At 70.7% G+C, this 24,350-nt stretch carries 22 protein-coding genes and 1 tRNA gene; 12 read left to right on the top strand and 11 right to left on the bottom strand.

The genetic code is table 11. From position 1 onward, the window contains the following. Positions 1-356: 356 nt before the first annotated feature. The 6 genes from thrB to ACFC8N_RS19570 all read right to left on the bottom strand — a co-directional run bounded on the left by thrB (position 357) and on the right by ACFC8N_RS19570 (position 7,151). Positions 357-1,286 (bottom strand): homoserine kinase, encoded by a 930-nt coding sequence (gene thrB, locus ACFC8N_RS19595; RefSeq protein WP_356027721.1) that lies wholly within the window; start codon positions 1,284-1,286, stop codon positions 357-359. 238 nt (positions 1,287-1,524) lie between these two features. Beyond that, the gene (gene thrC / locus ACFC8N_RS19590) at positions 1,525-2,583 is read right to left on the bottom strand and encodes a threonine synthase (RefSeq protein WP_356027719.1); all 1,059 of its coding nucleotides are present in this window, start codon (positions 2,581-2,583) and stop codon (positions 1,525-1,527) included. Positions 2,584-2,589: 6 nt separating this feature from the next. After that, complete coding sequence (locus tag ACFC8N_RS19585) at positions 2,590-3,882, bottom strand: homoserine dehydrogenase (RefSeq protein WP_356027717.1); 1,293 nt, start codon at positions 3,880-3,882, stop codon at positions 2,590-2,592. Positions 3,883-4,027: 145 nt separating this feature from the next. Beyond that, positions 4,028-5,419: a diaminopimelate decarboxylase gene (gene lysA / locus ACFC8N_RS19580; protein WP_356027714.1), complete on the bottom strand. Its 1,392-nt coding sequence runs from the start codon at positions 5,417-5,419 to the stop codon at positions 4,028-4,030. 54 nt (positions 5,420-5,473) lie between these two features. Then, positions 5,474-6,493, bottom strand: a complete 1,020-nt coding sequence (gene nrtL / locus ACFC8N_RS19575) for an ArgS-related anticodon-binding protein NrtL (RefSeq protein WP_376288886.1) — start codon at positions 6,491-6,493, stop codon at positions 5,474-5,476. Positions 6,494-6,632: 139 nt separating this feature from the next. Continuing rightward, entirely contained in the window at positions 6,633-7,151 is a 519-nt protein-coding gene (locus ACFC8N_RS19570) for a response regulator (protein ID WP_376288885.1), read from the bottom strand. 222 nt (positions 7,152-7,373) lie between these two features. On the opposite strand from ACFC8N_RS19570, the gene ACFC8N_RS19565 reads away from it, so the two are divergent. Then, positions 7,374-7,445: transfer RNA gene (locus ACFC8N_RS19565), tRNA-Arg, on the top strand. A 522-nt stretch (positions 7,446-7,967) separates the two neighbouring features. Beyond that, positions 7,968-9,536: a restriction endonuclease gene (locus ACFC8N_RS19560; protein ID WP_376288884.1), complete on the top strand. Its 1,569-nt coding sequence runs from the start codon at positions 7,968-7,970 to the stop codon at positions 9,534-9,536. Between the two features lie 296 nt (positions 9,537-9,832). Here ACFC8N_RS19560 and ACFC8N_RS19555 read toward each other — a convergent pair whose 3' ends face one another. Then, entirely contained in the window at positions 9,833-11,185 is a 1,353-nt protein-coding gene (locus tag ACFC8N_RS19555) for a tyrosine-type recombinase/integrase (protein ID WP_376288883.1), read from the bottom strand. A 100-nt stretch (positions 11,186-11,285) separates the two neighbouring features. Between ACFC8N_RS19555 and ACFC8N_RS19550 the strand changes: the two genes are divergently transcribed. Both ACFC8N_RS19550 and ACFC8N_RS19545 read left to right on the top strand, forming a co-directional pair. Beyond that, complete coding sequence (locus ACFC8N_RS19550) at positions 11,286-11,549, top strand: CopG family transcriptional regulator (RefSeq protein WP_376288882.1); 264 nt, start codon at positions 11,286-11,288, stop codon at positions 11,547-11,549. Continuing rightward, positions 11,546-11,959: a type II toxin-antitoxin system VapC family toxin gene (locus ACFC8N_RS19545; RefSeq protein WP_376288881.1), complete on the top strand. Its 414-nt coding sequence runs from the start codon at positions 11,546-11,548 to the stop codon at positions 11,957-11,959. The genes ACFC8N_RS19550 and ACFC8N_RS19545 overlap by 4 nt, the downstream gene beginning before the upstream one ends. Positions 11,960-12,189: 230 nt before the next feature. On the opposite strand, the gene ACFC8N_RS19540 is transcribed toward ACFC8N_RS19545, so the two are convergent. Continuing rightward, the gene (locus tag ACFC8N_RS19540) at positions 12,190-13,149 is read right to left on the bottom strand and encodes a Ku protein (protein WP_376288880.1); all 960 of its coding nucleotides are present in this window, start codon (positions 13,147-13,149) and stop codon (positions 12,190-12,192) included. 72 nt (positions 13,150-13,221) lie between these two features. Between ACFC8N_RS19540 and ligD the strand changes: the two genes are divergently transcribed. Beyond that, entirely contained in the window at positions 13,222-14,106 is an 885-nt protein-coding gene (gene ligD / locus ACFC8N_RS19535; protein ID WP_356027695.1) for a non-homologous end-joining DNA ligase, read from the top strand. Between the two features lie 3 nt (positions 14,107-14,109). Here the strand turns inward: ligD and ACFC8N_RS19530 are convergent, their stop codons facing one another. After that, a complete protein-coding gene (locus ACFC8N_RS19530; RefSeq protein ID WP_356027692.1) occupies positions 14,110-14,913 on the bottom strand; it encodes a nuclease-related domain-containing protein in 804 nt (267 codons plus the stop codon). A 113-nt stretch (positions 14,914-15,026) separates the two neighbouring features. Here ACFC8N_RS19530 and ACFC8N_RS19525 point away from each other — a divergent pair, with 113 nt between their 5' ends. From ACFC8N_RS19525 to ACFC8N_RS19500, 6 genes are all read left to right on the top strand, one after another. Continuing rightward, positions 15,027-15,536, top strand: coding sequence for a protein phosphatase (locus tag ACFC8N_RS19525; protein WP_376288879.1), 510 nt, complete (start codon positions 15,027-15,029; stop codon positions 15,534-15,536). A gap of 173 nt (positions 15,537-15,709) precedes the next feature. After that, positions 15,710-16,510: a hypothetical protein gene (locus ACFC8N_RS19520; protein WP_376288878.1), complete on the top strand. Its 801-nt coding sequence runs from the start codon at positions 15,710-15,712 to the stop codon at positions 16,508-16,510. After that, positions 16,507-17,763 carry a HAMP domain-containing sensor histidine kinase gene (locus ACFC8N_RS19515; protein WP_362818639.1) on the top strand — a complete coding sequence of 419 codons (1,257 nt, stop codon included), beginning with the start codon at positions 16,507-16,509 and terminating at the stop codon, positions 17,761-17,763. Before ACFC8N_RS19520 ends, ACFC8N_RS19515 begins: the two co-directional genes overlap by 4 nt. A gap of 82 nt (positions 17,764-17,845) precedes the next feature. Next, positions 17,846-18,205, top strand: a complete 360-nt coding sequence (locus ACFC8N_RS19510; RefSeq protein ID WP_356027682.1) for an SH3 domain-containing protein — start codon at positions 17,846-17,848, stop codon at positions 18,203-18,205. Positions 18,206-18,248: 43 nt separating this feature from the next. Continuing rightward, positions 18,249-19,610, top strand: a complete 1,362-nt coding sequence (locus ACFC8N_RS19505) for an FtsW/RodA/SpoVE family cell cycle protein (protein WP_356027679.1) — start codon at positions 18,249-18,251, stop codon at positions 19,608-19,610. A gap of 53 nt (positions 19,611-19,663) precedes the next feature. After that, on the top strand, positions 19,664-21,121 hold the full coding sequence (locus ACFC8N_RS19500; RefSeq protein WP_376288926.1) for a penicillin-binding transpeptidase domain-containing protein: 1,458 nt from the start codon (positions 19,664-19,666) through the stop codon (positions 21,119-21,121). A gap of 70 nt (positions 21,122-21,191) precedes the next feature. On the opposite strand, the gene ACFC8N_RS19495 is transcribed toward ACFC8N_RS19500, so the two are convergent. Together ACFC8N_RS19495 and ACFC8N_RS19490 are read right to left on the bottom strand one after the other, a co-directional pair. Further along, the gene (locus tag ACFC8N_RS19495; RefSeq protein WP_356027889.1) at positions 21,192-22,034 is read right to left on the bottom strand and encodes a hypothetical protein; all 843 of its coding nucleotides are present in this window, start codon (positions 22,032-22,034) and stop codon (positions 21,192-21,194) included. 72 nt (positions 22,035-22,106) lie between these two features. Then, the gene (locus ACFC8N_RS19490) at positions 22,107-23,216 is read right to left on the bottom strand and encodes a ferritin-like domain-containing protein (protein WP_356027676.1); all 1,110 of its coding nucleotides are present in this window, start codon (positions 23,214-23,216) and stop codon (positions 22,107-22,109) included. Between the two features lie 123 nt (positions 23,217-23,339). Between ACFC8N_RS19490 and ACFC8N_RS19485 the strand changes: the two genes are divergently transcribed. After that, complete coding sequence (locus tag ACFC8N_RS19485) at positions 23,340-24,278, top strand: diiron oxygenase (RefSeq protein ID WP_356027674.1); 939 nt, start codon at positions 23,340-23,342, stop codon at positions 24,276-24,278. Positions 24,279-24,350: the final 72 nt, after the last annotated feature.

Below are 24,350 nucleotides of genomic sequence, written 5' to 3'. Positions count from 1 at the left end.
GTGCTGTCCGGCTACGGTCCTGCTTCTGTGAACCGCGCCGGGGCGGTGGTCCGCCAAAGCGGCGGAAGAGAAATGTGCGGTGATCGGCGCTTCCGCGAGTCGTGGCACCCAGTGTCACGTGGCGTGGTAGCACCGGTTCCGGAGCGTGCCCGGCGGCCCGCTCAGTGCTCGCATACGTCGTACTGCCCAGGTGCGGCGCAAGGAACACGGAGTGGCGTGGGAGGCTCCCGGAAGAATGTCTGTCCCGGACGGGGACACGAGGCACCTCGCCATGGTGGGGTCGGGTGCAGACTTGAGATTAACACTACCGGATCCAACAAACATTCCCCCTCTCCAAATCCGGCAACCGGACGCAGTTAATCAACACCGGAGGTCGCGAGCGGCAGCACGCTCGCGCCCTGTACGTCCAGGTCCAGCCGGTTGGCGGCCCAGCCCTCACCCGCGAGGTGAGAGACCTTGTCGGCGCTGTCGGCGTCGGCCAGCGCCATGACGGTGGGGCCGGCGCCCGAGATGACGGCCGGGATGCCGTCGGCGCGCAGCCGCTCCACGAGCGCGGCGCTCTCCGGCATGGCCGGGGCGCGGTACTCCTGGTGAAGGCGGTCCTCGGTGGCGGGCAGCAGCAGCTCGGGGCGCCGGGTGAGGGCCTCGACGAGCAGGGCGGCACGGCCCGCGTTGGCGGCGGCGTCGACGTGCGGCACGGAGCGCGGGAGCAGACCGCGCGCGGTCTCCGTCAGGACCGGCTTTCCGGGTACGAAAACCACCGGAACGATGGAATCGCTGGGCTCCATCCTGATCGCCCGGGCGGCGCCGGCCTCCATCCAGGACAGGGTGAATCCGCCGAGCAGACAGGCGGCGACGTTGTCGGGGTGGCCCTCGATCTCCGTGGCCAGTTCGAGGAGGGCGGCGTCGTCGAGCCTGGCCTCCCCGCCTATGGTCACCGCGCGGGCGGCGACGATGCCGGCGCAGATGGCGGCGGAGGAGGAGCCCAGGCCGCGGCCGTGCGGAATGCGGTTGGCGCAGACGATTTCCAGGCCGCGGGGCTGTCCGCCCAGCAGATCGAAGGCGGTACGCATCGAGCGGACGAGGAGGTGGCTCTCGTCGCGCGGGAGGGTCTCGTTGCCCTCGCCCGCGATGTCGATGTGCAGCCCGGCGTCGGCCACCCGGACGACCACGTCGTCGTACAGCCCCAGCGCGAGGCCGAAGGCGTCGAAGCCCGGGCCGAGATTGGCGCTGGTGGCGGGGACGCGCACCCGGACGGCGGCGGCGCGGAACGCTGGACCGGCCATCGCTCGTTGACTCTCCTTGAGCTGCGTGACTGTCGAAGACATTCGATGACGTTCGATACGTGCTGGAGACCCGCGGACCGCGCAGACGGCGCGGCGTCACCCATATGCGCGGGCATATGCAATGGGCGGGTTCCCTACAGCCTATCGAAGGAAGGTTCTGTGGCGACATAGGGCGCACAGGAGGCGCACGATGCGTGTCGTAAGCCCCCTGTGCACCCTGTCAGGGTTTTACCAGGGCTCAGGCCAGGCCGAGGCGCTCGGCGGCGGTGGCCGCGTCGACCGGCACGGTGACCGGCTGCGGGGCGCCGGCGACGGCCCAGTCGGGGTCCTTCAGACCGTTGCCGGTGACGGTGCACACGATCCGCTGGCCCGGGTCGACCTTGCCCTGCTCGGCAGCCTTGAGCAGACCGGCCACGGAGGCGGCGGAGGCGGGCTCCACGAAGACGCCCTCCTGCGCGGCCAACATCCGGTAGGCGCGCAGGATTTCACGGTCCGTCACCTCGTCGATGGCACCGCCGGACTCGTCGCGGGCCGCGAGCGCGAACTCCCAGGAGGCGGGGTTGCCGATGCGGATGGCGGTGGCGATGGTCGAGGGGTCCTTGACGACCTCGCCGCGCACGATCGGCGCGCTGCCGGAGGCCTGGAAGCCCCACATCCGGGGGGTCTTCGCGGAGATGCCGTCGGCGGCGTACTCCTTGTAGCCCTTCCAGTAGGCGGTGATGTTGCCCGCGTTGCCGACCGGCAGGACGTGGATGTCGGGCGCGTCGCCGAGCATGTCCACGATCTCGAAGGCGGCCGTCTTCTGGCCCTCGATCCGCACCGGGTTGACCGAATTGACCAGCGCCACCGGGTAGTTCTCGCTCAGCTCGCGGGCGAGGGTGAGGCAGTCGTCGAAGTTGCCGTCGACCTGGAGGATCTTCGCGCCGTGCACGAGGGCCTGGCCCATCTTGCCGAGCGCGATCTTGCCCTGCGGCACGAGGACGGCCGAGACCATGCCGGCCCGCACGGCGTACGCGGCGGCGGAGGCCGACGTGTTGCCGGTGGAGGCGCAGATGACGGCCTTGGCCCCGTCCTCCTTGGCCTTGGAGATGGCCATGGTCATGCCGCGGTCCTTGAAGGAGCCGGTGGGGTTGGCGCCCTCGACCTTCAGGTGGACCTCACAGCCCGTGCGCTCGGAGAGCACCTGCGCGGGCACGAGCGGCGTGCCGCCCTCGCGGAGCGTCACGACCGGCGTGGTGTCGGATACCGGCAGCCTGTCCCGGTACTCCTCGATGATTCCGCGCCACTGGTGGGTCATTGCTGGTTACTCTCCTTCAACCCGCATGATGCTGGCGACACCCCGCACGGTGTCGAGCTTGCGCAGCGCCTCGACGGTCCCGGTGAGGGAGGCGTCGGACGCCCGGTGGGTGACGACGACGAGGGAGGCCTCGCCGTCCTTGCCCTGCTGGCGAACGGTGTCGATCGACACCCCGTGCTCGGCGAAGACGGTGGCGACCTGGGCGAGCACGCCCGGCTTGTCCGCGACGTCGAGGCTGATGTGGTAGCGCGTGACGACCTCGCCCATGGGCGAGACGGGCAGGGCCGCGTACGCCGACTCACCGGGCCCCGTTGCGCCGTTGAGCCGGTTACGGCAGACGGCGACGAGGTCGCCGAGCACGGCGGAGGCGGTCGGGGAACCGCCGGCGCCGGGGCCGTAGAACATGAGCTGGCCGGCCGCGTCGGACTCCACGAAGACGGCGTTGTACGCGCCGCGCACGGAGGCGAGCGGGTGGCTCAGCGGAATCATGGCGGGGTGCACGCGCGCGGTGACGGACGCCCCGTCCTGCGCCCGCTCGCAGATGGCGAGCAGCTTGATGGTGCAGCCCATCTCCTTCGCCGAGCGGAAGTCGGCGGCGGTGACCTCGGCCATGCCCTCGCGGTAGACGTCGTCGAGACGCACGCGCGTGTGGAAGGCGATACCGGCGAGGATGGCGGCCTTGGCGGCGGCGTCGAAGCCCTCGACGTCGGCGGTCGGGTCGGCCTCGGCGTACCCGAGCGCGGTGGCCTCGTCGAGCGCCTCCTGATAGCCGGCGCCCGTGGAGTCCATCTTGTCGAGGATGAAGTTGGTGGTGCCGTTGACGATGCCGAGCACCCGGTTGACCTTGTCGCCGGCGAGGGACTCGCGCAGCGGGCGGATCAGCGGGATGGCACCGGCGACGGCGGCCTCGTAGTACAGGTCCCGGTCGTGCTCCTCGGCGACGGCGTGCAGGGCGGCGCCGTCCTGGGCGAGCAGGGCCTTGTTCGCGGAGACGACGGACGCGCCGTGCTCGAAGGCGGTGGTGATCAGGGACCGCGCGGGCTCGATGCCGCCGATCACCTCGACCACGACGTCGATGTCCCCCCGTTTGACGAGGGCGGTGGCGTCGGTGGTCACGAGTTCCGCCGGGATGCCCTCGCGCACCTTGGAGGGCCGCCGTACGGCGACGCCCGCCAGTTCCACCGGGGCGCCGATCCTCTGGGCGAGGTCGTCGGCGTGCGTCGTCATGATGCGCGCCACCTCTGAGCCGACAACCCCACAGCCCAGCAGCGCCACCTTCAGCGGACGCGTACGCATCATCCGACCTCGTTTCCTCATACCGTCTACGGTTGGACCAGTCTCACTCACCGGACGGGAGTTTCTACCCTTGGTCCGGATCGTGAGACATGAATTTCATTTGTACGGGGCCGGGCGACAGGAGATCTTCCAGCCCCTCTGTTCGTGACTAGCCGACGTCGAGGCGCAGCAGGTCCTCCTCCGTCTCACGCCGGACGATCACCCGGGCCTCCCCGTCCCGCACGGCGACGACGGGCGGCCGGAGCACATGGTTGTAGTTGCTGGCCATGGACCGGCAGTACGCGCCCGTGGCCGGTACGGCGATGAGGTCCCCCGGCGCCAGGTCGGCCGGCAGGAACGCGTCCTTGACCACGATGTCCCCGCTCTCGCAGTGCTTGCCGACCACGCGGGCGAGCATGGGCTCGGCGGTGGAGGTGCGCGAGACGAGGGCGACGCTGTACTCGGCGTCGTACAGCGCCGTGCGGATGTTGTCGGACATGCCGCCGTCGACGGACACGTACGTCCGCAGCCCGTCGAGCGGCTTGACGGTGCCGACCTCGTAGAGGGTGAAGGCGGTGGGCCCGACGATGGCGCGGCCGGGCTCGACGGAGATCCGGGGAGTGCGCAGCCGGGCGGCCTCGCACTCCCGGGTGACGATCTCGGTGAGGGCCTTGGCGATCTCGTGCGGCTCGCGCGGATCGTCGTCGCTGGTGTAGGCGATGCCGAGCCCGCCCCCGAGGTCGATCTCGGGCAGCTCGACGCCGTGCTCGTCCCGGACGTCCTTGAGCAGCCCCACCACGCGGTGCGCGGCGACCTCGAAGCCGGACATGTCGAAGATCTGCGACCCGATGTGGGAGTGGATGCCGATCAGTTCGAGCCCGTCGAGCTGGAGGGCCCGCCGCACGGCCTCGGCGGCCTGCCCGCCGGCGAGCGGGATCCCGAACTTCTGGTCCTCGTGGGCGGTGGCGATGAACTCGTGCGTGTGCGCCTCCACGCCGACCGTGATCCGGATCTGGGCCTTCTGCCGCTTGCCGAGGGACTGCGCGATGTGGGCGACGCGCACGATCTCCTGGAACGAGTCGAGCACGATCCGCCCGACCCCGGCCTCGACGGCGCGACGGATCTCGTCCGTGGACTTGTTGTTGCCGTGGAAGGCGATGCGCTCGGCGGGCATGCCGGCGGACAGGGCGGTGGCCAGCTCCCCGCCGGAACACACGTCGAGATTGAGCCCCTCCTCGTCGAGCCAGCGCACGACGGCACGCGAGAGGAAGGCCTTGCCGGCGTAGAACACGTCGGCGTCGGGCCCGAAGGCGGTGCGCCAGGCACGCGCCCGGGCCCGGAAGTCGGCCTCGTCGAGGACGTACGCGGGGGTCCCGAACTCCTCGGCGAGCCGGTTCACATCGACCCCACCGACGGTGACGACCCCGTCGGCGTCCCGCCCGACGGTCTGGGCCCACACCTTGTGGTCGAGGGTGTTGAGATCGGCGGGCGGCGCGGAGTAGTGGCCCTCGGGCAGGACATCGGCGTGACGGGGCCCGGCGGGATGGGCGGAACGGCTCATGACGGTGGCTCTCAGACTCTCTGTCTCTCTCCGGGGCGCGTCTGCACTGGGGCCTCAGAGATGTTCGGGTGCGTCGATACCGAGCAGGGACAGGCCGCCGGCCAGCACCGTCCCGGCGGCTTCGGCGAGCGCGAGCCGGGCGCGGTGGGCGGCCGAGGGTTTCTCCTCGCCGCAGGGAAGCACGGAGGCGAGGAAGGGCAGCGCGGCATCGGCGACGGTGACGAGATGCCGGGCGAGCCGGTCCGGGGCACGGTGGGTGGCGGCCGCGGCGAGGATACGGGGGTGTTCGGCGAGGGCGGCGAGCAGCTCGTGGGGAGCGGTACCGCTGTCGAAGCCGGTGTCGGTGTCGCTGTCGAGGCCGAGGGGGCCGGGTTCGGCGCTGAAGCCCAGGCGGCCGGCGTTTCTGCTGAGGGACCGGACACGCGCATGGGCGTACCGCACCCGGAACAGCGGATTGCTCTCCCGCTGGACGAGATGGTCGGCGGTGATCCGGGGCCGGTCGTGCGGTGCGGGATGCAGCAGCGCCCACTGGGCGGCGTCGGCCCCGAGCGGGGCGGGGTCCTCCGGCGCGGGCACCGGCCGCAGGCTGACGGGCTCGCCGTGCTCGACGGTGGCCCGCCCGCCCTGCGCGGCGACCAGCCGTACGACGGCGTCGGCGACGACCTCGGCCCGGACCTCGTACGGCACGCGCAGCGCGACGATCTGCCCGGCGAGGGCGTCGCCGTGGCCGTACGCGGCACCGCGGGCGCCGACTTCCCGGACGACGGCGGTGACGAGGTCGGCCTGCGCCCGCTCGGCGAGGCTGATGTTGAGGAACCCGGGGCCGGTGACGACGACGTCGCGGATGCCGTCGGCGTCGGTGAGCCGGGGCACCAGGATCTCGGCGACCCGTCGCGAAGGCTGCCCGGCCGACCGGGCGAGCTGGAGGGCGATGGTCGTGGCGTAGTCCCCGCACCCCCCGGGCCCCGGCACGGTCACCACGGCCCGCTCGGGCACCGTCACACTCAGCTCCCCGTCATCGACAGCACGGCGCACCGCATGCAGCACGGTGCGGGACAACTCGACGGGGGTCACGGGACAAGCGTAGGGGAGGGAGGGGGTGGGTATGCGACGTGGTTTCTCACTGTGGGACGGGCGGGGGATTTACGGGGTTCCGGGAGGGGCGAGCGGCCGGCATCCCAGCTCACGGCCCACCGACCGCACGGGCTGCGGCCTAGCCGCCGTAGAAGATCCGGTGGCTCGGTACGCCGTCGGCGGCACTGTCCTGCCCGCCCCCGCCGCCCGGTTCCCCGTCGCCGTCGCCCTCGCCGTCGTCTCCCCCGTCATCGCCGCCGCGGCGCCCGCCGTCTCCCCCGTGCCCGCCTCCCCCGCGGCCGTCCCCGCGCTGGATGAGCTGCTTGACGAGCCGGACCAGGTCGGCCGGTTCGAAGGGCTTGGCGAGGAAGGCGTCGACGCCGACGTCGAGGCCGCTCTCGACCTCGTGCTGCGTGCACGCGCTGATGATGGCGAGCGGCAGATGGTGCGTACGGGGATCGGCGCGCAGCCGGGCCGCGGTGCGCAGGCCGTCCAGCCGGGGCATCACGACGTCGAGGGTCACGACATCGGGCCGCACCTGGTGCACCACGTCCAGACACTCGGCACCATCGGCCGCGGTCACGACCTCAAGCCCTTCCAGCTCGAGATTGACCCTGATCAGCTGCCGGATGACCTTGTTGTCGTCCACAACAAGCACCCGACCCGAGGCGCCTGGCACACGTCGAGAGTAGGTCCGGACCGGCCACCGCGTCCGGGTTTTCCCCACTTCCGCCCCGTACAGGGGACCCGTTCCGCCGACCACCGCACACCGGCCCCGCCGCACCCCGCTCCCCACCCCCGGAAACGGGTTCCTGATCACCCCGCCGGACCTGCTAGTGTTCTACCCGTCGCCGCGAGCGAAGCGCTCAACAGCCGACACGCCCCCGTAGCTCAGGGGATAGAGCAACGGCCTCCGGAGCCGTGTGCGCAGGTTCGAATCCTGCCGGGGGCACTCCGGATCAAGGCGCTGAGCTGCAGAAATGCAGATCAGCGCCTTTCTTGTGCATGCCAAAACTGCAACGGTCAACCTGGCCGTGATCGCCCGACGCCCTGGGACGCTGACCTGGGGCTTCACAGCACCGAACCGGCGATTTCCCATTTGTCCGATCCCATGGAATCGCTCCATGCGGGACATGCGTGGGACGAACGTGAACAAACGAGGCTCCTGTAAGAGAAGCCCCTCTCCTCACCTGTCTGTTTGCAGCCAAGACGGCGAGAAGCGCACCCGGCGCAGCAGGCCGTTTCACTTTCCTGGGTCGGAGTTCGCATCGGTCGCGTCAGGGGGTCATTACTGCAGCCCGCCTGGACCGGCCAATGTTCCTGCTGGAGCTGATCGCGCAGGTTAACCCCTGGATCAGCCGGGGCAGTTCATGGCAGAGGATGCCTTCGGCAAGTACCTACTGACGTCGCCGACCCGGTGAGAGATACTGCGGAAGGTTCCGACTGACGATCATGCACTGAGCTGGGGGAAACAGTGGCGGGCGGGAACGATCCTTACGCACGGGAGCTCGCGCGGCAGGCCAGAGAACGGGAGCGAGCTCGGAAGGCCGCTGAGGCCGAGGCCAAGCGGAAGGCCCGTGAGGAGAAGCTCGCCCATGAAGCGGCCCGCGCCCAGGAAGCCGTCGACCGGTCCAGCGTTGCCGAGAACGATGCCGAGCAACTCTCCAAGCTGTTACAGACAGCCGTACTGGAGGGACAACCGCTGACGTTCGATCGGCTGAAGCAGGAGTTTGTTCCCTCCTTGTTCGTGCCACCCAAGGGACGTACGAAAGCCGCACCCGTGCCGCGCTGGGAGGAGTACGAGCCGGAGGCACCGCGGGGGCTGCTCAGCGCTCTCGGTTTCGGACGGCGCGGCCACGACGCCGAGGTCGAAGCCGCCCGCAAGCGGTTCGACAGAGCACTGCGAGACCATGCGCGCGACGAAAAGAAGCGCGTCGAGAAGCTGGAAAAGGCTCGCGCCCAACACGAGGAGCGCAACCAGGAAGAGGCCGCCCGGGTCGAGGCATGGAATACCGACCTCGAACAGCGACGAAGCGCGTACCGGGACAGAGACGTGGAGGCCGTCGGGTGGTTCGCCGACCAGGTCTTGGCCGCCTCCGGCTACCCGCACGGCTTCCCCAAGGCCCACCAGGTCTCGTACCAGGCGGATACGGGTGACCTTCTGGTTGAGATCGACCTGCCACTGGAGGACGTGGTCCCAGCGGCGCGCTCATACCGGTACGTGAAGACGCGTGACGAGATCACGCCTGTTCCGCGTCCGGAGAAAGAGCGCAAGGAGTTGTACGCGTCAGTCCTGGCTCAAACAGCTCTGCGCACCGTGCACGAACTCTTTGCCGCCGACACCGACGGCGTGATCCAGTCCATCGCCTTGAACGGGCATGTGGCCACCATCGACCGCGCCACCGGGCGGGACGTCCACCCGTGCTTGATCACGCTCCAGACCGACCGGGACGAGTTCAGTCAGCTGGTCCTGACCCAAGTGGATCCACGGGCCTGCTTGAAACGACTGCGGTCACTGATCTCGCCGAACCCATACGAGTTGGAGCCGGTGCGGCCGCTCGTCACGTTCGACCTGTCCAAGTTCCGCATCATGGACAGCCTGGACGTCGTGGCGGGCCTGGACAGCCGCCCCGTACTGATCGACCTGACACCCACCGAGTTCGAGCACCTCATTAGGCAACTGTTCGAAGCCATCGGCCTGGACAGCGTGAACACCCAGCCCTCGAAGGACGAGGGTGTGGATGCGGTCGCCATGAACACTGACCCCGTGATGAAGGGCCTGTGCATCATCCAGGCCAAACGCACCAAGAACGTGGTCCCGTTCGAGACCGTCTCCGCACTCGCCGGCGTCGTGGAACACAAGCGGGCTGCCAAAGGCATCCTGGTGTCAACCTCCTGGTTCGGCCGAGCCAGCGAGGCATTCGCCAACGAACACGGACGCCTCGAACTCCTCGACGGAGCCAACCTGGTGCACCTGTTCAAGGAGCACATGAATCTCGATGTCATCCCGGGGCCGGTGCCTCCGAAACGACGCCCCAAGTAGGGGCCGAGCCCCAGCCACGGTGTGGGACATCTCTACACCTCGCTACTGACGTACGCCCCGTACCCGGAAAAGTTGCTCCGGCTCCGGGGCAAACCGCCCGCACCGGGCCCCTTTCCGCGCTCCTCCGTACCTGGTGAGCGTCACCGGATCGGAAGCTCGGACTGTTGACCGCGACGAGTCAGCGAACGCACACGTTCATCGGGCTCTATCGGTACTCCTTGAGCAGCGCCTCGATGCGCTGGTTAGCGACCGCTTGTCGTCCATACAGGCACTTGGCGTATCGGGTCATGAGGACCTCAACGCTGTTGCCAGCGCGTTCGGCGACCTCGGTGGGCTCTACTACCGGCATTCAGCCAGGTAGACAGGGCCGAGTGGCGGAGGTCGTACGGGCGGGCCGCGAGCGGTGAGTCCGCCACATCCGGCGGGAGGGCAAGGTCACGGGCTTCATGCCAGACGCCGTAATAGGTGCTGGAGCCTACGATGCCGCCGTGCTCGTTGAAGAACAGCCGTCCGTCCTCCGCAGTGCCGAAGGTCTGGATGCTCTCCCGCCACAGCATCACCAGCTCGGGCGGCAGCGGCACCGGTCGGGTGTCGCCCGGCGGGCGGCTCTTCAGACCACGCTCGTCATGGAGGCGTCCGGTGTCGGTCCACTTCTTGCCCGCCTGGGGTCGAGTGACGTGCAGGATCGCCCTGCCCCAACCCTCCGTGGGCAGAACGCAGTCCGGCAGGGACACTGCAACCGCCTCCGCAGGCCGCAGGCCGGCGTAGTACATGCCAGCGAACAAGCCGACCAACCGCCGTCCGCGGGCACGCCGGTAGCCACCGACGTACGAGAGAGCGCACAGCAGGGAGCGCACCTGGGCAGGGTTGGCGACTACCCGTGGGTCGACCTGCTTTACCGTCTTGGTGATCCGCCTGTTGATGGGGGCCATCGGGTCGGTGCGGAGTCCGCCTTGCTCGATCGCGTACCGCACTGCGTTCACGAGGGTCATGCGCTTGTGTCCCTGGGTCTCGGCGGCTGCGATCATGCCGTCCTGCTTCACCTGCAGGGCTTGCATCACCGCCCGCATGACGACCGGGTCCATCAAGTCGACCAAGGGGCGTGACGCCCTCTCCACCCAGCGCAGAGCAAGCCGCACGTCGGCGGGCGCCATTCGCGGGTCCGGCCGGGGCACGACGAACGCCCAGTCCCGCAGCGCCTGCCGCAGCAACTCGTCGTTGGGGCGGCCTCGTACGTTCCGGAGCATCGCCTGGGTGACCGAGCACAGTGCATCGTTGGTCTCGTTGCGGGTTTTCGCCCCGACCTGCGGCCAGCGCATCTCCAGATAGCCGAGCGCGAAGTCATACCAGCTGGTGGAGACCGAGCCGTGGCTCGTCCCCGCAGAGACCGACTCATCAGCGGCGCCCACTCGGACCGCTCGGACCAGCGCGGCGCCGAGCTCGTCCGCTAGCGCCCTGACTTCCGTCGCACTTCCCGCGGAAGTGTTTCTGCCGGCCCGCGCCGCAATCACGGTCTTGCCACCACTTCTCCGTCTGGGAACGCGGTGTGTCTGCGATCCCGAACTCCTCATGACGTCCACCACCTCTCTGACCAGGGGAGCGCTTCCGGCCCAGGTTGCAGCGGGGCCCTCGGCGTCGTCGCTGTGCATGCCAGGTAACGCACAAGTCACCAAGGCGAGTCATAGGGGGTTCTCTCTGCAAGGCGGGACTTCGACACCCACGGAGAGGATGAGGGGTAGGATGAGTAGCATGAGTGAGCCTACCGGCAAGTATTCCATCACTATGCCGCGCGACATCGCCGAAGCCGCCAAGGCCCGCAGCGGCCCCTCCGGGCTGTCCGCCTACGTGGCCGCCGCCGTGGCCCGTCAGATCGAACGCGACAATCTGAACGAGCTCATCCAGGTCGCCGAGGCCGAACACGGGCCCGTCACGGACGAGGAGATTCAGACTCTCCGCGACCAGCTTCACCAGGCCCGATTGGAGCAGACACGGGACGGGGCGAACGCCGCGTGACCCGATCTCCTGCCGTCCCTGGTGGCACCCTCGTCCTGGACAGCGAAGGACTAGCCAAGGCCGTGCTGCGCGATCGCACAGTCACCGGCTGGCTCGCCCTCGCACGCGCCGACGACCTGCGAGTGATCACCTCTGCGGCAACCCTCGTCGAGGTGGTCCACCCCCGGATCAACCGGCCGGCCCTGGAGTGGACACTGTCCCGACTCGTCGTGGAACCGGTGACCGAGCCCATCGCCCGCCACGCCGCCGTGCTCCTCGCTGACGCCGGGCTGCACGGCCACAAGTACGCCATCGACGCCATGCTCAGCGCAACCGCCCTCGCCGCCCCCGACCCAGTCACGATCCTGACCTCCGACCCGGAGGACCTCACCGCCCTCTGCAGCGGACACGCCACCGTCATCAAGATTTGACCAGCACCCAAAAGTAGGTTGCGAACAAAGATTCGATGATCCAGGGCGCGCGTTGAACGGCTGCGCAGACCACAAGAAGAAACGGGTACCAATCCGCAAAACAGATGACTCCTCGGTCTCGCATGTACCAGAATCCTTCTCAACTACGGCCGCGAGCTGAAGAGTTCGCGGCACCCGGTTGAGAGTGGGGGTCTGCTGCACGATCGGGTGACATCTGAACTTGCCTGCCCCTAGGCCGACCGTTTGCGGGACGCGGTCTTCTTCGTCGTCGGCTTGGCGGTCTTCTTCGCCGCGGACTTGGCCGCAGGCTTCTTCGCCGTCGCCGTCTTCTTGGCGGCCGGAGTCTTCTTCTCGGTGGCGGCGGTCTTGCGTGGCAGGCGTCTGACCTCCGCCTCGACGTCCGAGGGGGGTTCGCCCCGGGACTCGCGGGCCGCTCGCACGCTGCTCTCCAGCGCCGCCATCAGGTCGAGGACCTTGCCGCCGGCCGCGGGGGCCGGGGTCTCGGGCGGGGCCTCGCCGGAGGCCTTCGCGGCGATGACCTCCTCCAGGGCCTCCCGGTACTCGTCGTGCAGGTCCGCCAGGTCGACCTCGCCCAGGGTGTCCATCAGGGCGTCGGCGAGGTCGAGTTCCTTGTCGCGGACGGTGACGTCGGTGTCCGGGGCGACACCCTCGGGGGCGCGTACCTCGTCCGGCCAGAGCAGGCCGTGCATGGCGATGGCGTCGCCGACCACCCGCAGCATGCCGAGGCGTTCGCGGCCGCGCAGGGCGTACTTCGCGATGGCCACCTTGTTGCTGCGCTTCAGGGCCTCCCGGAGGAGGACGTACGGCTTGGCGGCCGGGACCCCGCTCGCGGCCAGGTAGTACGCCGCGTCCATCTGGAGCGGGTCGATCCGGTCGGCCGGTACGAAGGCCACGATCTCGATCGTGCGGGCGGTGGGGATGGGGAGGTGGGAGAGGTCGTCGTCGGTGATCGGGATGATCGTGCCGTCCGCGTCCTCGTAGCCCTTGCCGATCTCCGCGGTGCTTACCTCGCGGTCCTCCAGTTCGCAGACCTTGCGGTAGCGGATGCGGCCGCCGTCCTCGGTGTGGATCTGGCGGAAGGAGACCGAGTGGCTCTCCGTGGCGTTCACCAGCTTGATCGGGATGCTGACGAGACCGAAGGAGATCGCGCCGTTCCATATCGACCGCACGTGCCGCACCCGCCCTTCCGTCGGTTCCACCGGTTTCGCTGGTTTTGCCTGTTTATCTGGGATTGTCATCTTATGACGCCTATCACAGAGGTGGCGGGCCGGCGGGTCGCGCTCAGCAACCTGGAGAAGGTGCTGTATCCGCGGACCGGTTTCACCAAGGCGGAGCTGGTGCACTACTACGCGACCAGCGCCGACGCGCTGCTGCCGCATCTGCGCGACCGGGCCGTGTCCTTCCTGCGCTATCCGGACGGGCCCGACGGGCAGGTGTTCTTCACCAAGAACGTGCCGCCGGGTACGCCCGAGTGGGTCACCACCGCCGAGGTGCCCCGCTCGGAGGGGCCGGCCCGGATGGTCGTCGTACAGGATCTGGCCAGCCTCGTCTGGGCCGCGAACCTCGTCACCGAGTTCCATACGCACCAGTGGCTCGTGCAGCGCCCCGACGAGGCCGACCGGCTGGTGTTCGACCTCGATCCGGGGCCGCCCGCCCATCTCGTCCACTGCTGCGAGGTGGCCCTGTGGCTGCGCGAGCGGCTCGCGGCGGACGGGATCGCGGCGTACCCGAAGACGGCGGGGTCGAAGGGGCTGCATCTGCTGGCCGCCGTGCGGGGCTCGTCCGCCGAGCGGGCCAGCGAGTACGCCAAGGCGCTCGCCGTCGAGGCCGAGCGGGCCATGCCCCGGCTGGTGGTGCACCGGATGACCAGGAGCCTGCGGCCGGGCAAGGTGTTCGTCGACTGGAGCCAGAACGCCGCGCGCAAGACCACGGCCACGCCCTACACCCTGCGCGCCCGCCCCACACCGCTCGTCTCCGCCCCGGTCACCTGGGACGAGGTCGCGGACTGCCGCAACCCGTCCCAGCTGGAGTTCCAGGCTCGGGACATCGCCCCGCGGCTGCGGGACCTCGGGGAGCTGATGGCACCCTTGCTGGACCCGGAGACGGCGGCTCCGCTGCCCGGGTGACTCCTACACCCTCCCCCACGTGTTCCGGTCCCGCGCCATTCCGTGCAGCGCCTCCACGTCCGCCGGCTTCAGCACCCCGCCCAGCCGGGCCAGGTCCGCCAGGTCCGTGTCCTGGAGGATCCGCAGGGCGCGCGGCCGGGCGGTGACCGTCACCTCGGCGGGGCCCGCGAGGGCCAGGACCGGGCGGACCTCGGCCGTCAGGGCGTAGGAGGCGCGGTCGGCGTCCGCGCGCAGGCGGCGCAGGAGGGGCTCGGGCTCGCGGCGGCCGACGGTGACCAGGGGGTCGGCGACCAGGATCCGGGCCTTACGGGCGTACAGGGAGTGGACGGCGAAGACGCCGCCGGGGCCGAGCAGCAGATGGTGGATGCGGTCGCCGCCGGGCAGCACGAGGGAGTGCAGGGTGTGCCAGCCGGCGCCCTCCAGGGCGTCCAGGGCCTGGCCGACGGTCTGCTCGGCGGTCAGGGCGCGGCGGCGCGGGTCGGGGCGCAGCCGGTGGGCGGGGCCGGGATCGCGGTCGAGGGCGACGAGCAGGGCCTCGCCGGGGCGGTTGGGCGCCAGGTCGTCGTCGGGGTGCAGGGTCAGCCGGGCCAGTTCGGCCGGGGTCGGGACCGGGGGCGGGCCCACGGTCACCGGGCCGGTCAGAAAGGGTTTCAGGGCGTGGAGTACGTCGTCCCTGCTGTCCTCGCCGAGCAGGTTCACCCGGCCCGCCTCCCGGTCGTACCAGGCGACGTTGCTGCCGTCCGGGCGGCAGACGTACAGCCGTTCCCGGCCGTGCCGATAGGCCGGCACCACGCGCAGTGCGTTCATGCGCCATCACCCCTCGACCATGGGAACAGGCGGGGTGCTCCGGGGGCAAGACCGGTTACCTTGAAGAAAGGCCCTGGAGGACGGCCCTGTGCAGGGGAGTTGGGGAGGCGCCGTTGCGGATCCGCGGGAGGCAGCCCGCCGTACCGGCTCCGGAGCGTCCGTGGAGCGAGATCGTGCCCGGCCTGTGGATGGGCGGGCACGAGGTCCGGGGCTGTTCCGGGCGGGCGGAGCCCGTCGTGGTGCGGGACGAGTTCGACGTGGTGCAGACGCTGCTGCGGCTGCCGGGGCACGGCCCCGATCCGGGCGTCGAGCACCATGTGTGGCCGATTCCCGACGGACCGCTGGACGGGACGCAGCTCGCCGGGGTGATGCGGCTGGCAGGCGCGGCGAACGAGGCGCTGGACTCCGGGCGCCGGGTGCTCGTGCGCTGCTACCACGGGTACAACCGCTCGGGCCTGGTCGTCGCCCACGCCCTGGTCCAGCGCGGACACTCCTCGCCGGACGAGGTGATCCAGCTGATCCGGGCCCGCCGCTCGGCCTGGGCGCTGCACAACGAGCTGTTCGTGGAGTACCTGCGCGCGGGACTGCCGACCGTCCGGCTGCTCGAAGATCTGGCCGAGTAACCTCTGCGCAGCACCACCCCCAGGGAATAAAAAGGACTTCCCTACAAAATTACGAGCAATACGAGACTACGCATAAGGTTGTACGGGGTCCCGTCCGGCCCCTCGCCCCGACCAGTCCGCCCGTCCGACCAGTCCGCCCGCCCGCCCGTCCGTCCGTCAGCCCCAGGAGCACCGTGCCAGCCCGCCGTCCCGCGCGTATCGCCCTCGCCGCGGTCGCCGTCGCCCTGCTGTCGGTGACGGCATCGGGCTGCGGGGACCGCGGCGCGCTGCGGGCCGCCGGGCCGACCCCGACGGCGGTCAGCCCCGCCAAGCTCTGGCCCGACCTCCGGCCGGCGTCCAGCCCGGCCTACCCCTACGACGTGGCGACCCGGTCGCTCGTCAAGGGGATCAAGGTCCCCGGCGACGACATCCGCAAGGTGAACCCGGTCGACGTGGTCGCGGCGGAGATCAGGTCGGAGCCGGACGACTACGGGTCGAAGGGGGCGTACCACGGGACCGTGGACCGGCTGAAGGACTGCCGGCCCGGCGGCGACGAGGCGCGCTGCCCGCTGCTGAAGCCGTACTACCGGGACCTCACCGGCGACGGCAAGGACGATCTGACGCTCGGCTTCCGGCTCTACCCGACCAACCAGACGGCGGTACGGGTCTACACGGTCGAGAAGCACCGGCTGGTGCAGGTGCTGGCCGACAACGACGCGATCCTCGGGGTGGAGCTGGCCGGGCGGGCGCTGATCGAGCGCTCGCCGGCGGACATCTCCGGCTACGAGTACCGCACGACCTGGGTGTGGGACCCGGGACAGCGCGCGATGGTGTTCTCGCGGGACGAGTACCTGCACACCGGTGACGGACGGAAGGCCACGAAGCCGTCCCGGTCCGCCGCGCCGTCCGCCTCACCCTCCGCCAGGTCCTCCACCCCGGCCTCCGCCCCGGCCTCCTCACCCCCGTCGGCCACCCCCTCGGCGGGCACCTCGTGAAGCCCGGTCTGCCGCGGTGGGCCGGTCCGCTCGCCGTGAAGGCGGCCGTGTTCATCACGGTCATGTGCTGTGCGCTGGCCGCGCTGCTCGGCGTCCTGGTGCACGTCTCGGTGACCGACCGGACCGTCAACCAGGCCCGCGACCAGGCGCTGTCCCGGCTCGACGACGCCACGCAGGCGTACGAGGCCGGGGACACGCTGCTGCCGGGCGCCGGTGTGGACCCCGAGGGGCTGCCCTCGTCGCTGCGGTCGCTGGCGGCGTCGGGGCAGCGCGGCACGGTGGTCTCCACGCACCGGGGGCGCCCGACCATGTGGGCGGCGGGCCCGGCGGCCGGGCACCGGGCGCTGGCCGTGGAGCTGGACTACTCGCAGCAGGTCCGCACGATCACCGGGCTCGACACCTCGATCCTGTGGTCGTCGGGGCTCGCGATCGGGATCACCGTGCTGGTCGGGGTGTTCGCGGTGACCCGGGTGACCCGGCGGCTGCACGCCACCGCGCGCGTGGCGCGGCGGATCAGCACCGGCGACCTGGACGCGCGCGTGGACGACCCGCTGTCCAAGGATCCGTTCCGGCCGCAGGACGAGGTGGCCGCGGTCGCGGCGGCCCTGGACAGGATGGCCTCCACGCTGCAGAGCAAGCTGCTGAGCGAGCAGCGGTTCACGGCGGACGTGGCGCACGAGCTGCGCACCCCGCTGACCGGGCTGCACGCGGCCGCGGAGCTGCTGCCGCCGGGCCGGCCGACGGAGCTGGTGCGGGACCGGGTGGCGGCGCTGCGCACCCTCACCGAGGACCTGCTGGAGATCTCCCGGCTCGACACCGGGCGGGAGAAGCCGGCGGTGGGCACCGAGGAGCTGGGGGCGCTGGCCCGGCGGGTGGTGCGGGCGTCGGGCACCGACACGGAGGTGCGGATCGTCCGTAACGCGCGCGTGGAGACCGACCGGCGGCGGCTGGAGCGGGTGCTGGGGAACCTGGTGGCCAACGCGCACAAGCACGGAGGGCTTCCCGTGGTGCTGACGGTGGACGGGCCGGTGGTGACCGTGCGGGACCACGGGGGCGGGTATCCGAAGTACCTGGTGGCCCATGGGCCGCAGAGGTTCCGCACGGAGGGCGGGGCCACGGGACACGGGCTGGGGCTCACCATCGCCAAGGGCCAGGCGGAGGTCCTGGGCGCGCGGCTGGCGTTCGCCAACGCGGTGGACGGGGGCGCGGTGGCCACGCTGATCCTCCCGGTGGACGAATCCCCGGGCCTCTGAGAGAGCGTCGTGCCGGGCTGGGCCACCTGACGCCTCGTAATGTGGCGAACAGTAAGGTTTCGCCCCTTTTCTGGAGGCCCACATGTCTTTGCCCCGTTCCCTCACCCGATCACTCGCCGTAGCGGCCGCCGCCGGCGCCCTCCTCGCCACCGCCTCCATCGCCCCCGCCGCCGCCGGCGGCGGCAAGGGGGGCGAGGAGGGGCTCGGGCACTACAAGGGGGTCGTCACCGCCAAGGGCGGGATCTGGCTGCGGGAGCGGCCGGACCGCAGCAACCGGCAGGTGCGGTTCGTCAAGCAGGGCGAGCAGGTCTCCATCTACTGCAAGACCTCCGGGGACGCCGTGCGCGGCAACCCGGTCTGGTACCTGCTGACGAACGGCACCTGGGCCTGGGGGTCGGCGCGCTACATCGCCAACGTCGGCCCGGCGCCGCGCTCGTGTTAGTGGGCACAGCCCACAAGACGCCCCATATGGGTAGGTTCCGGGCATGACCAAGGCCGGAACCACCCTGGCGGCGGCGCGGAGACCCGCACCCGCCGTACGCCTCCCCCGGCGCCGTGGCTTCGAACTCGCCCTGATCGTGCTGGCCGTCCTGCTGTGCGTGTACGGCTACTGCGCGGTGGGGCTCGCCCGGACCGGCACCGTCCCGCCCGGCGCCCTCGGCTACGGCGCCGGGCTCGGGATGCTCGCCCTGGTCGCGCATCTCGTCGTACGCCTGCGGGCGCCGTACGCCGATCCGCTGCCGCTGCCGATCGGGGTGCTGCTCAACGGGCTCGGCCTGGTCCTGATCTACCGGCTGGACCTGGAGACCCCGCACGACCGCGCGGCACCCGCCCAGCTGGTGTGGTCCACGCTCGGGATCGGGCTGTTCACCGTCGTCGTCCTGCTGCTGCGCGACCACCGGATGCTCCAGCGGTACGCGTACGTGTTCGTGGCCGCGGCCCTCGTGCTCCTCGCGCTGCCGATCCTCTTCCCGCCCGTCAACGGGGCCCGCATCTGGCTGCGGATCGCCGGATTCTCCATCCAGCCCGGCGAGTTCGCGAAGGTGCTGCTCGCGGTGTTCTTCGCCGCGTACCTGGCCGCCAACCGCAACGCGCTCGCCTACACGGGGCGCCGGCTGTGGCGGCTCCAGTTCCCGACCGGGCGGGTGCTCGGCCCGATCGTGACGATCTGGCTGCTGAGCGTCGGCGTGCTGGTCCTGGAGCGGGACCTCGGCACCTCGCTGCTGTTCTTCGGGCTGTTCGTGGTGCTGCTGTACGTCGCGACCGGCCGGACGGGGTGGATCGCGGTCGGGCTGCTGCTGGCGGTGCTGGGCGCCGATGCCGTCGGACGGTTCGAGCCGCATGTGGGCGGGCGGATCGAGGACTGGCTGTATCCGTTCCACACGATCGACGCGGGGATCGGGCCCAACCAGCTGTCCCAGTCGCTGTTCGCGTTCGCGGCCGGCGGGGTGACCGGCACCGGGCTCGGGCTCGGGCACTCCGTGCTGATCGGCTTCGCCGTCAAGTCGGACTTCATCCTGGCGACGGCGGGCGAGGAACTGGGCCTCGCCGGACTCGCGGCGATCTTCCTGCTGTACGCCCTGCTCGTGGAGCGCGGCTTCCGGGCCGGGCTCGCCCTGCGCGAGCCGTTCGGCAGGCTCCTCGCCGTCGGACTCGCCTCGCTGCTCGCGCTCCAGGTGTTCGTGATCGCGGGCGGGGTGACCGGGCTGATCCCGCTGACCGGCATGGCGATGCCGTTCCTCGCCCAGGGCGGCTCCTCGGTGGTCACCAACTGGGCGATCGTGGCCCTGCTGATCCGGGTCAGCGACTCGGCACGCAGCCAGTACGACGGGCGGGAGGCCCCGTGAGCGATCCCGGCCGCCACCACGACCGCGCCGGCCTTCCCGACGGCGGCCGGCCCATGGCCCGGTACATCCGCCGCGCCTGGGGGTTCTGCGCGCTGCTGCTCGCGGCCCTGCTGGTCAACGCCGCCCGGGTGCAGGTGGTGCAGTCGCGCCTCTTCGACGCCAATCCGGCCAACCGCCGTGCCACGATCGCCCGTTACGGCCAGCCGCGCGGCGACATCCTGGTCGGCGGCGAGCCGGTCACCGGGTCCACCGACACCGGCGAGCAGCTGCGCTACGAACGCGCCTACCGCAACGGCCCGTTGTACGCCCCGGTGACCGGCTTCGCCTCGCAGCTGTACGGCACCACGTTCCTGGAGCACGCCGCGGACGGGGTGCTCTCCGGCACCGATCCGCTGCTGTCGCCGCTGCCGCTGTGGCAGGACATGACGCACAGGCCCGGTCCGGCCGGGAACGTCGTGACGACGCTGAACCGGGCCGCGCAGGAGGCCGCGTACCGGGGGCTCGCCGGGCGCAAGGGCGCGGTCGCCGCGATCGACCCGGCCACGGGCCGCGTCCTGGCGCTGGTGTCGAGCCCGTCGTACGACCCCGGGCAGCTGTCCGGCAACGGCGAGGCGGTGACCTCGGCGTGGGAGCGGCTGAGCCACGACCCGGAGAAGCCGATGCTGAACCGGGCGGTACGGCAGACCTATCCGCCGGGCTCGACGTTCAAGGTGGTCACGGCCGCGGCGGCGCTGGAGGCGGGCGTGGTCACCGACCTGGACGCGGACACCGACTCCCCCGACCCCTACCGGCTGCCGGGCACCACGACCCGGCTGACCAACGAGGCCGACGGCTGCGACGACGCCTCGCTGCGGGCGGCCTTCGAGTGGTCCTGCAACACGGTGTTCGCCAAGCTCGGCGTGGACGTCGGGGCGCACGACATGGTGGCCACGGCGCAGGCGTTCGGCTTCAACGACACGGGCGTGCGCGTCCCCTTCGGCGTCGCGCCCAGCACCTTCGACCCGCACGTGGACCGGGCGCAGCTGGCGCTGTCGTCGATCGGCCAGTACAACACGCGGGCCACGCCCCTGCAGATGGCGATGGTCGCGGCGGCCGTCGCCGACGGCGGTCTGCTGCACTCCCCTTACCTGATCGAGCGGACCACCGCGCACAGCGGTGAGATCCTCTCCGGGAGCGGGGCGCATCCGGTGCGGCAGGTGATGAGCCCGCCGACGGCCACCCGGCTCAAGGAGCTGATGACGGACGTGGTCCAGGAGGGCACCGGCACCCGGGCCGCCATCCCCGGCGCGCTGGTCGGCGGCAAGACCGGAACGGCGCAGCACGGGGTCGGCAACTCCGGTGTGCCGTATGCCTGGTTCGTCTCCTGGGCGCAGGCCGACCAGTCCCTGGAACCGCAGGTGGCGGTCGCGGTGGTGGTGGAGGACGCCTCGGCGGACCGGGGCGAGATCAGCGGCGGCGGGAACGCGGCGCCGATCGCGCGGGACGTGATGCGGGCGGTGCTCGGGAGGTGAGACGGGGTTCCGGGGGCGACCGCGGCCGCCGTGCCGTGGTGGGTGCCGGCCGGCCACCGCCCGACGGTCGTCAGCCGATCGGCTCGATCATCTCCGAGCGGACCTGGAGGGTGAGCTTCGCGTAGAACGCGAGGTCCACCTGGGCCGGGTCCTGCGCGGCCGACTTGGGGGTGACCGAGGCGACCATGGCCCCCGTGTTGCCGTCGTTCCAGGCACACGCGGGGTAGGTCACGGTCGCGCCGACCCTCTTCTGCGTCAGCACCTCACAACTGACCGTGGGCGAGCCGCTGTCCGTGAAGTCCTTCCGCGCCACCGCCACCGTCATGCCGTCCGCCCCGGAGGCGCCCTTCAGCATGTCGGCGCGGGCGCCGTCGGCGTTCTTGAACCGGCCGTACATGCCCGACACCGCCATGGTGCCCTGGCTCGCGTCGCCGTTCAGGGTGTACGAGGCGATCACGGCGTGGACGTCCTTGGCGTCCCAGGCGCCGTCGGCCTCGTCCTCGATCTTCTTGCCCTCGGAGTCGGAGAGGTCCTGGGCCAGCTGGAACCTCCCTCCGACCAGTGTCCTCGGCAGCGTGAGCCTGTTCTTCGCCGCGGGGAAGCCGCTGCTGAGCGCCGCCCCGAGCAGGACGAACCCCACGACGACGAGCGTGACGACACCGCCCACGATCCCCAGGACCAGCCCGACCCGGCGCTTCCTCGGCGGCGCCGCCATGGGCGGCACGCCCCAGGCCGGGTAGGGCTGCTGGGGGTAGGCCTGCGGCGGGTACGGCTGCTGCGGGTACGGCTGCTGCGGCGGGTACGGGGAGCCGTACGGGCCGGGGGCAGGCTGCGGCGGGCCGTACGGGGGCTGCTGGCCATAGGGAGGCTGCGGCCCGTACGACGGCTGCGGCTGCTGCGGTGGCGGAGGCATGGACACGCCAGCACGCTACTCCACCTGGGTGAACCTCCCCGCCACCGCGATCCGCCGCCGTGACCTGCGGGCTCAGTCCTGCGCCGCCCCCGCGTCGACGGCCTCGCGGACCTCCGCCACCCGCTCCCGCTCCTCGGCGGCGAAGCGCTCCGCGTCCAACTGCTCGGCCAGTTCCTCGTCCTGGGCCATGAGCAGGTCGAGGCTGGCGTCGCCCAGCTCGAACACCCCCATGTCCACATAGGCCTGCTGGAGCCGCTTGCCCCACAGGCCGATGTCCTTGACGCAGGGCACGATGCGGCTGAACAGCAGCTTGCGGAAGAGCTGGAGGAACTCGGAGCGCTCGCTCAGCTCCGCCGCCTCGGCCTTCGGGATGCCGAAGTTCTCCAGCACCTCCTCGCCGCGCAGCCGGTCGCGCATCAGGTAGCAGCCCTCGATGACGAACTCCTCGCGCTCGCGCAGTTCGGCGTCGGTGAGCTGCTTGTAGTAGTCCCGCAGGGCCATCCGGCCGAAAGCCACGTGCCGGGCCTCGTCCTGCATGACGTAGGCCAGGATCTGCTTGGGCAGCGGCTTGGTGGTGGTGTCCCGGATCATCCCGAAGGCGGCCAGCGCGAGGCCCTCGATGAGCACCTGCATGCCCAGGTACGGCATGTCCCAGCGGCTGTCGCGGAGCGTGTCCCCGAGCAGGGCCTGCAGATTGTCGTTGATCGGGTAGACGAGCCCGATCTTCTCGTGCAGGAACCGGCCGTAGATCTCGGCGTGCCGGGCCTCGTCCATGGTCTGGGTGGCGGAGTAGAACTTGGCGTCCAGATCGGGCACCGACTCCACGATGCGCGCGGCGCAGATCATCGCGCCCTGCTCGCCGTGCAGGAACTGGCTGAACTGCCAGGCGGCGAAGTGCCGCCGCAGCTCGCCCCTGTCCTGGTCGGTCATCCTGTCCCAGTACGGCGTGCCGTACAGGGCCATGGACTCCTCGGGCGTACCGAGCGGGTCGTACGGATCGACCTCCAGATCCCAGTCGATGCGCTTCTGCCCGTCCCACTGCTTGTCCTTGCCCTTCTGGTACAGGGCGAGCAGGCGGTCGCGGCCGGCGTCGTACTCCCAGCTGAACCGGGCCGCGCCGCTCGCGGGCACCTGCCAGGGGGAATCTCCGGGGTCGTTGGCGTACAGGTCATGGGTCGGCATACCAGGCAGGCTCACACGTAGACGCGGAGTCAACAAGTCATGCGCAAGGGATTGACGCCCTTGCTGACAGGCAGTCTCATAAGAGGCAGGACGACGTACCCCGGGTAACGAGGTGAGGGAGCCATGACGACGCTGACGGAAGCGGACGCGCTGGACGGACTGCGCGACGCGCTCGGCCTGCTCAAGGACCGGGAACAGGTGGCCGAACGGCTGCTCGCCTCCTCCGCCAAGCACTCCTTCGACCCGGACAAGGAGCTGGACTGGGACGCGCCCTTCGAGCCGGGCAAGTGGTTCTGGCCGCCGGAGCTCGTGTCGCTGTACGACACGCCGATGTGGAAGCGGATGAGCGAGGAACAGCGGATCCTGCTCTCCCAGCACGAGTCGGCGGCACTGGCCTCGCTCGGCATCTGGTTCGAGCTCATCCTGATGCAGCTGCTCGTCCGGCACATCTACGACAAGGCGGCGACGAGCGCGCACGTCCGCTACGCCCTCACCGAGATCGAGGACGAGTGCCGGCACTCGAAGATGTTCGCCCGCCTGATCTCGCACGGCGGCACGCCCTGGTACCCGGTGAGCCGCACCCACCTGAACCTCGGCCGCGTCTTCAAGACCATCTCCACCACCCCCGGCTCCTTCACGGCGACCCTGCTGGGCGAGGAGGTCCTGGACTGGATGCAGCGCCTGACCTTCCCGGACGAGCGCGTCCAGCCCCTGATCCGGGGCGTCACGCGCATCCACGTGGTCGAGGAGGCGCGCCATGTCCGCTACGCCCGTGAGGAGCTGCGGCGCCAGATGCTGACCGCCCCGAAGTGGTCCCAGGAGTTCACCCGGGTCACCTCCGGCGAGTTCGCCCGCGTCTTCTCGGTCGCCTTCGTCAACCCCGAGGTCTACACGAACGTAGGCCTCGACAAACGGGAGGCGACGGCCCAGGTGAAGGCGAGCGGACACCGCCGCGAGGTCATGCAGACGGGCGCGAAGCGGCTGACGGACTTCCTGGACGACATCGGCGTGCTGCGGGGTGCGGGGCGGCGGCTGTGGAGGTCGTCCGGCCTGTTGGCGTAGCGGGGGCGGCTCCGCAGCGTGGGCGCGACCAGCCACGACGAGCCGCAGACGAAAGACGGCTCCCCGAGCGGA

Origin of the sequence: Streptomyces sp. NPDC055966 (assembly GCF_042269865.1) — a bacterium.
Taxonomy (GTDB): domain Bacteria; phylum Actinomycetota; class Actinomycetes; order Streptomycetales; family Streptomycetaceae; genus Streptomyces.
This window is presented reverse-complemented; position numbering and strand designations above follow the sequence as displayed.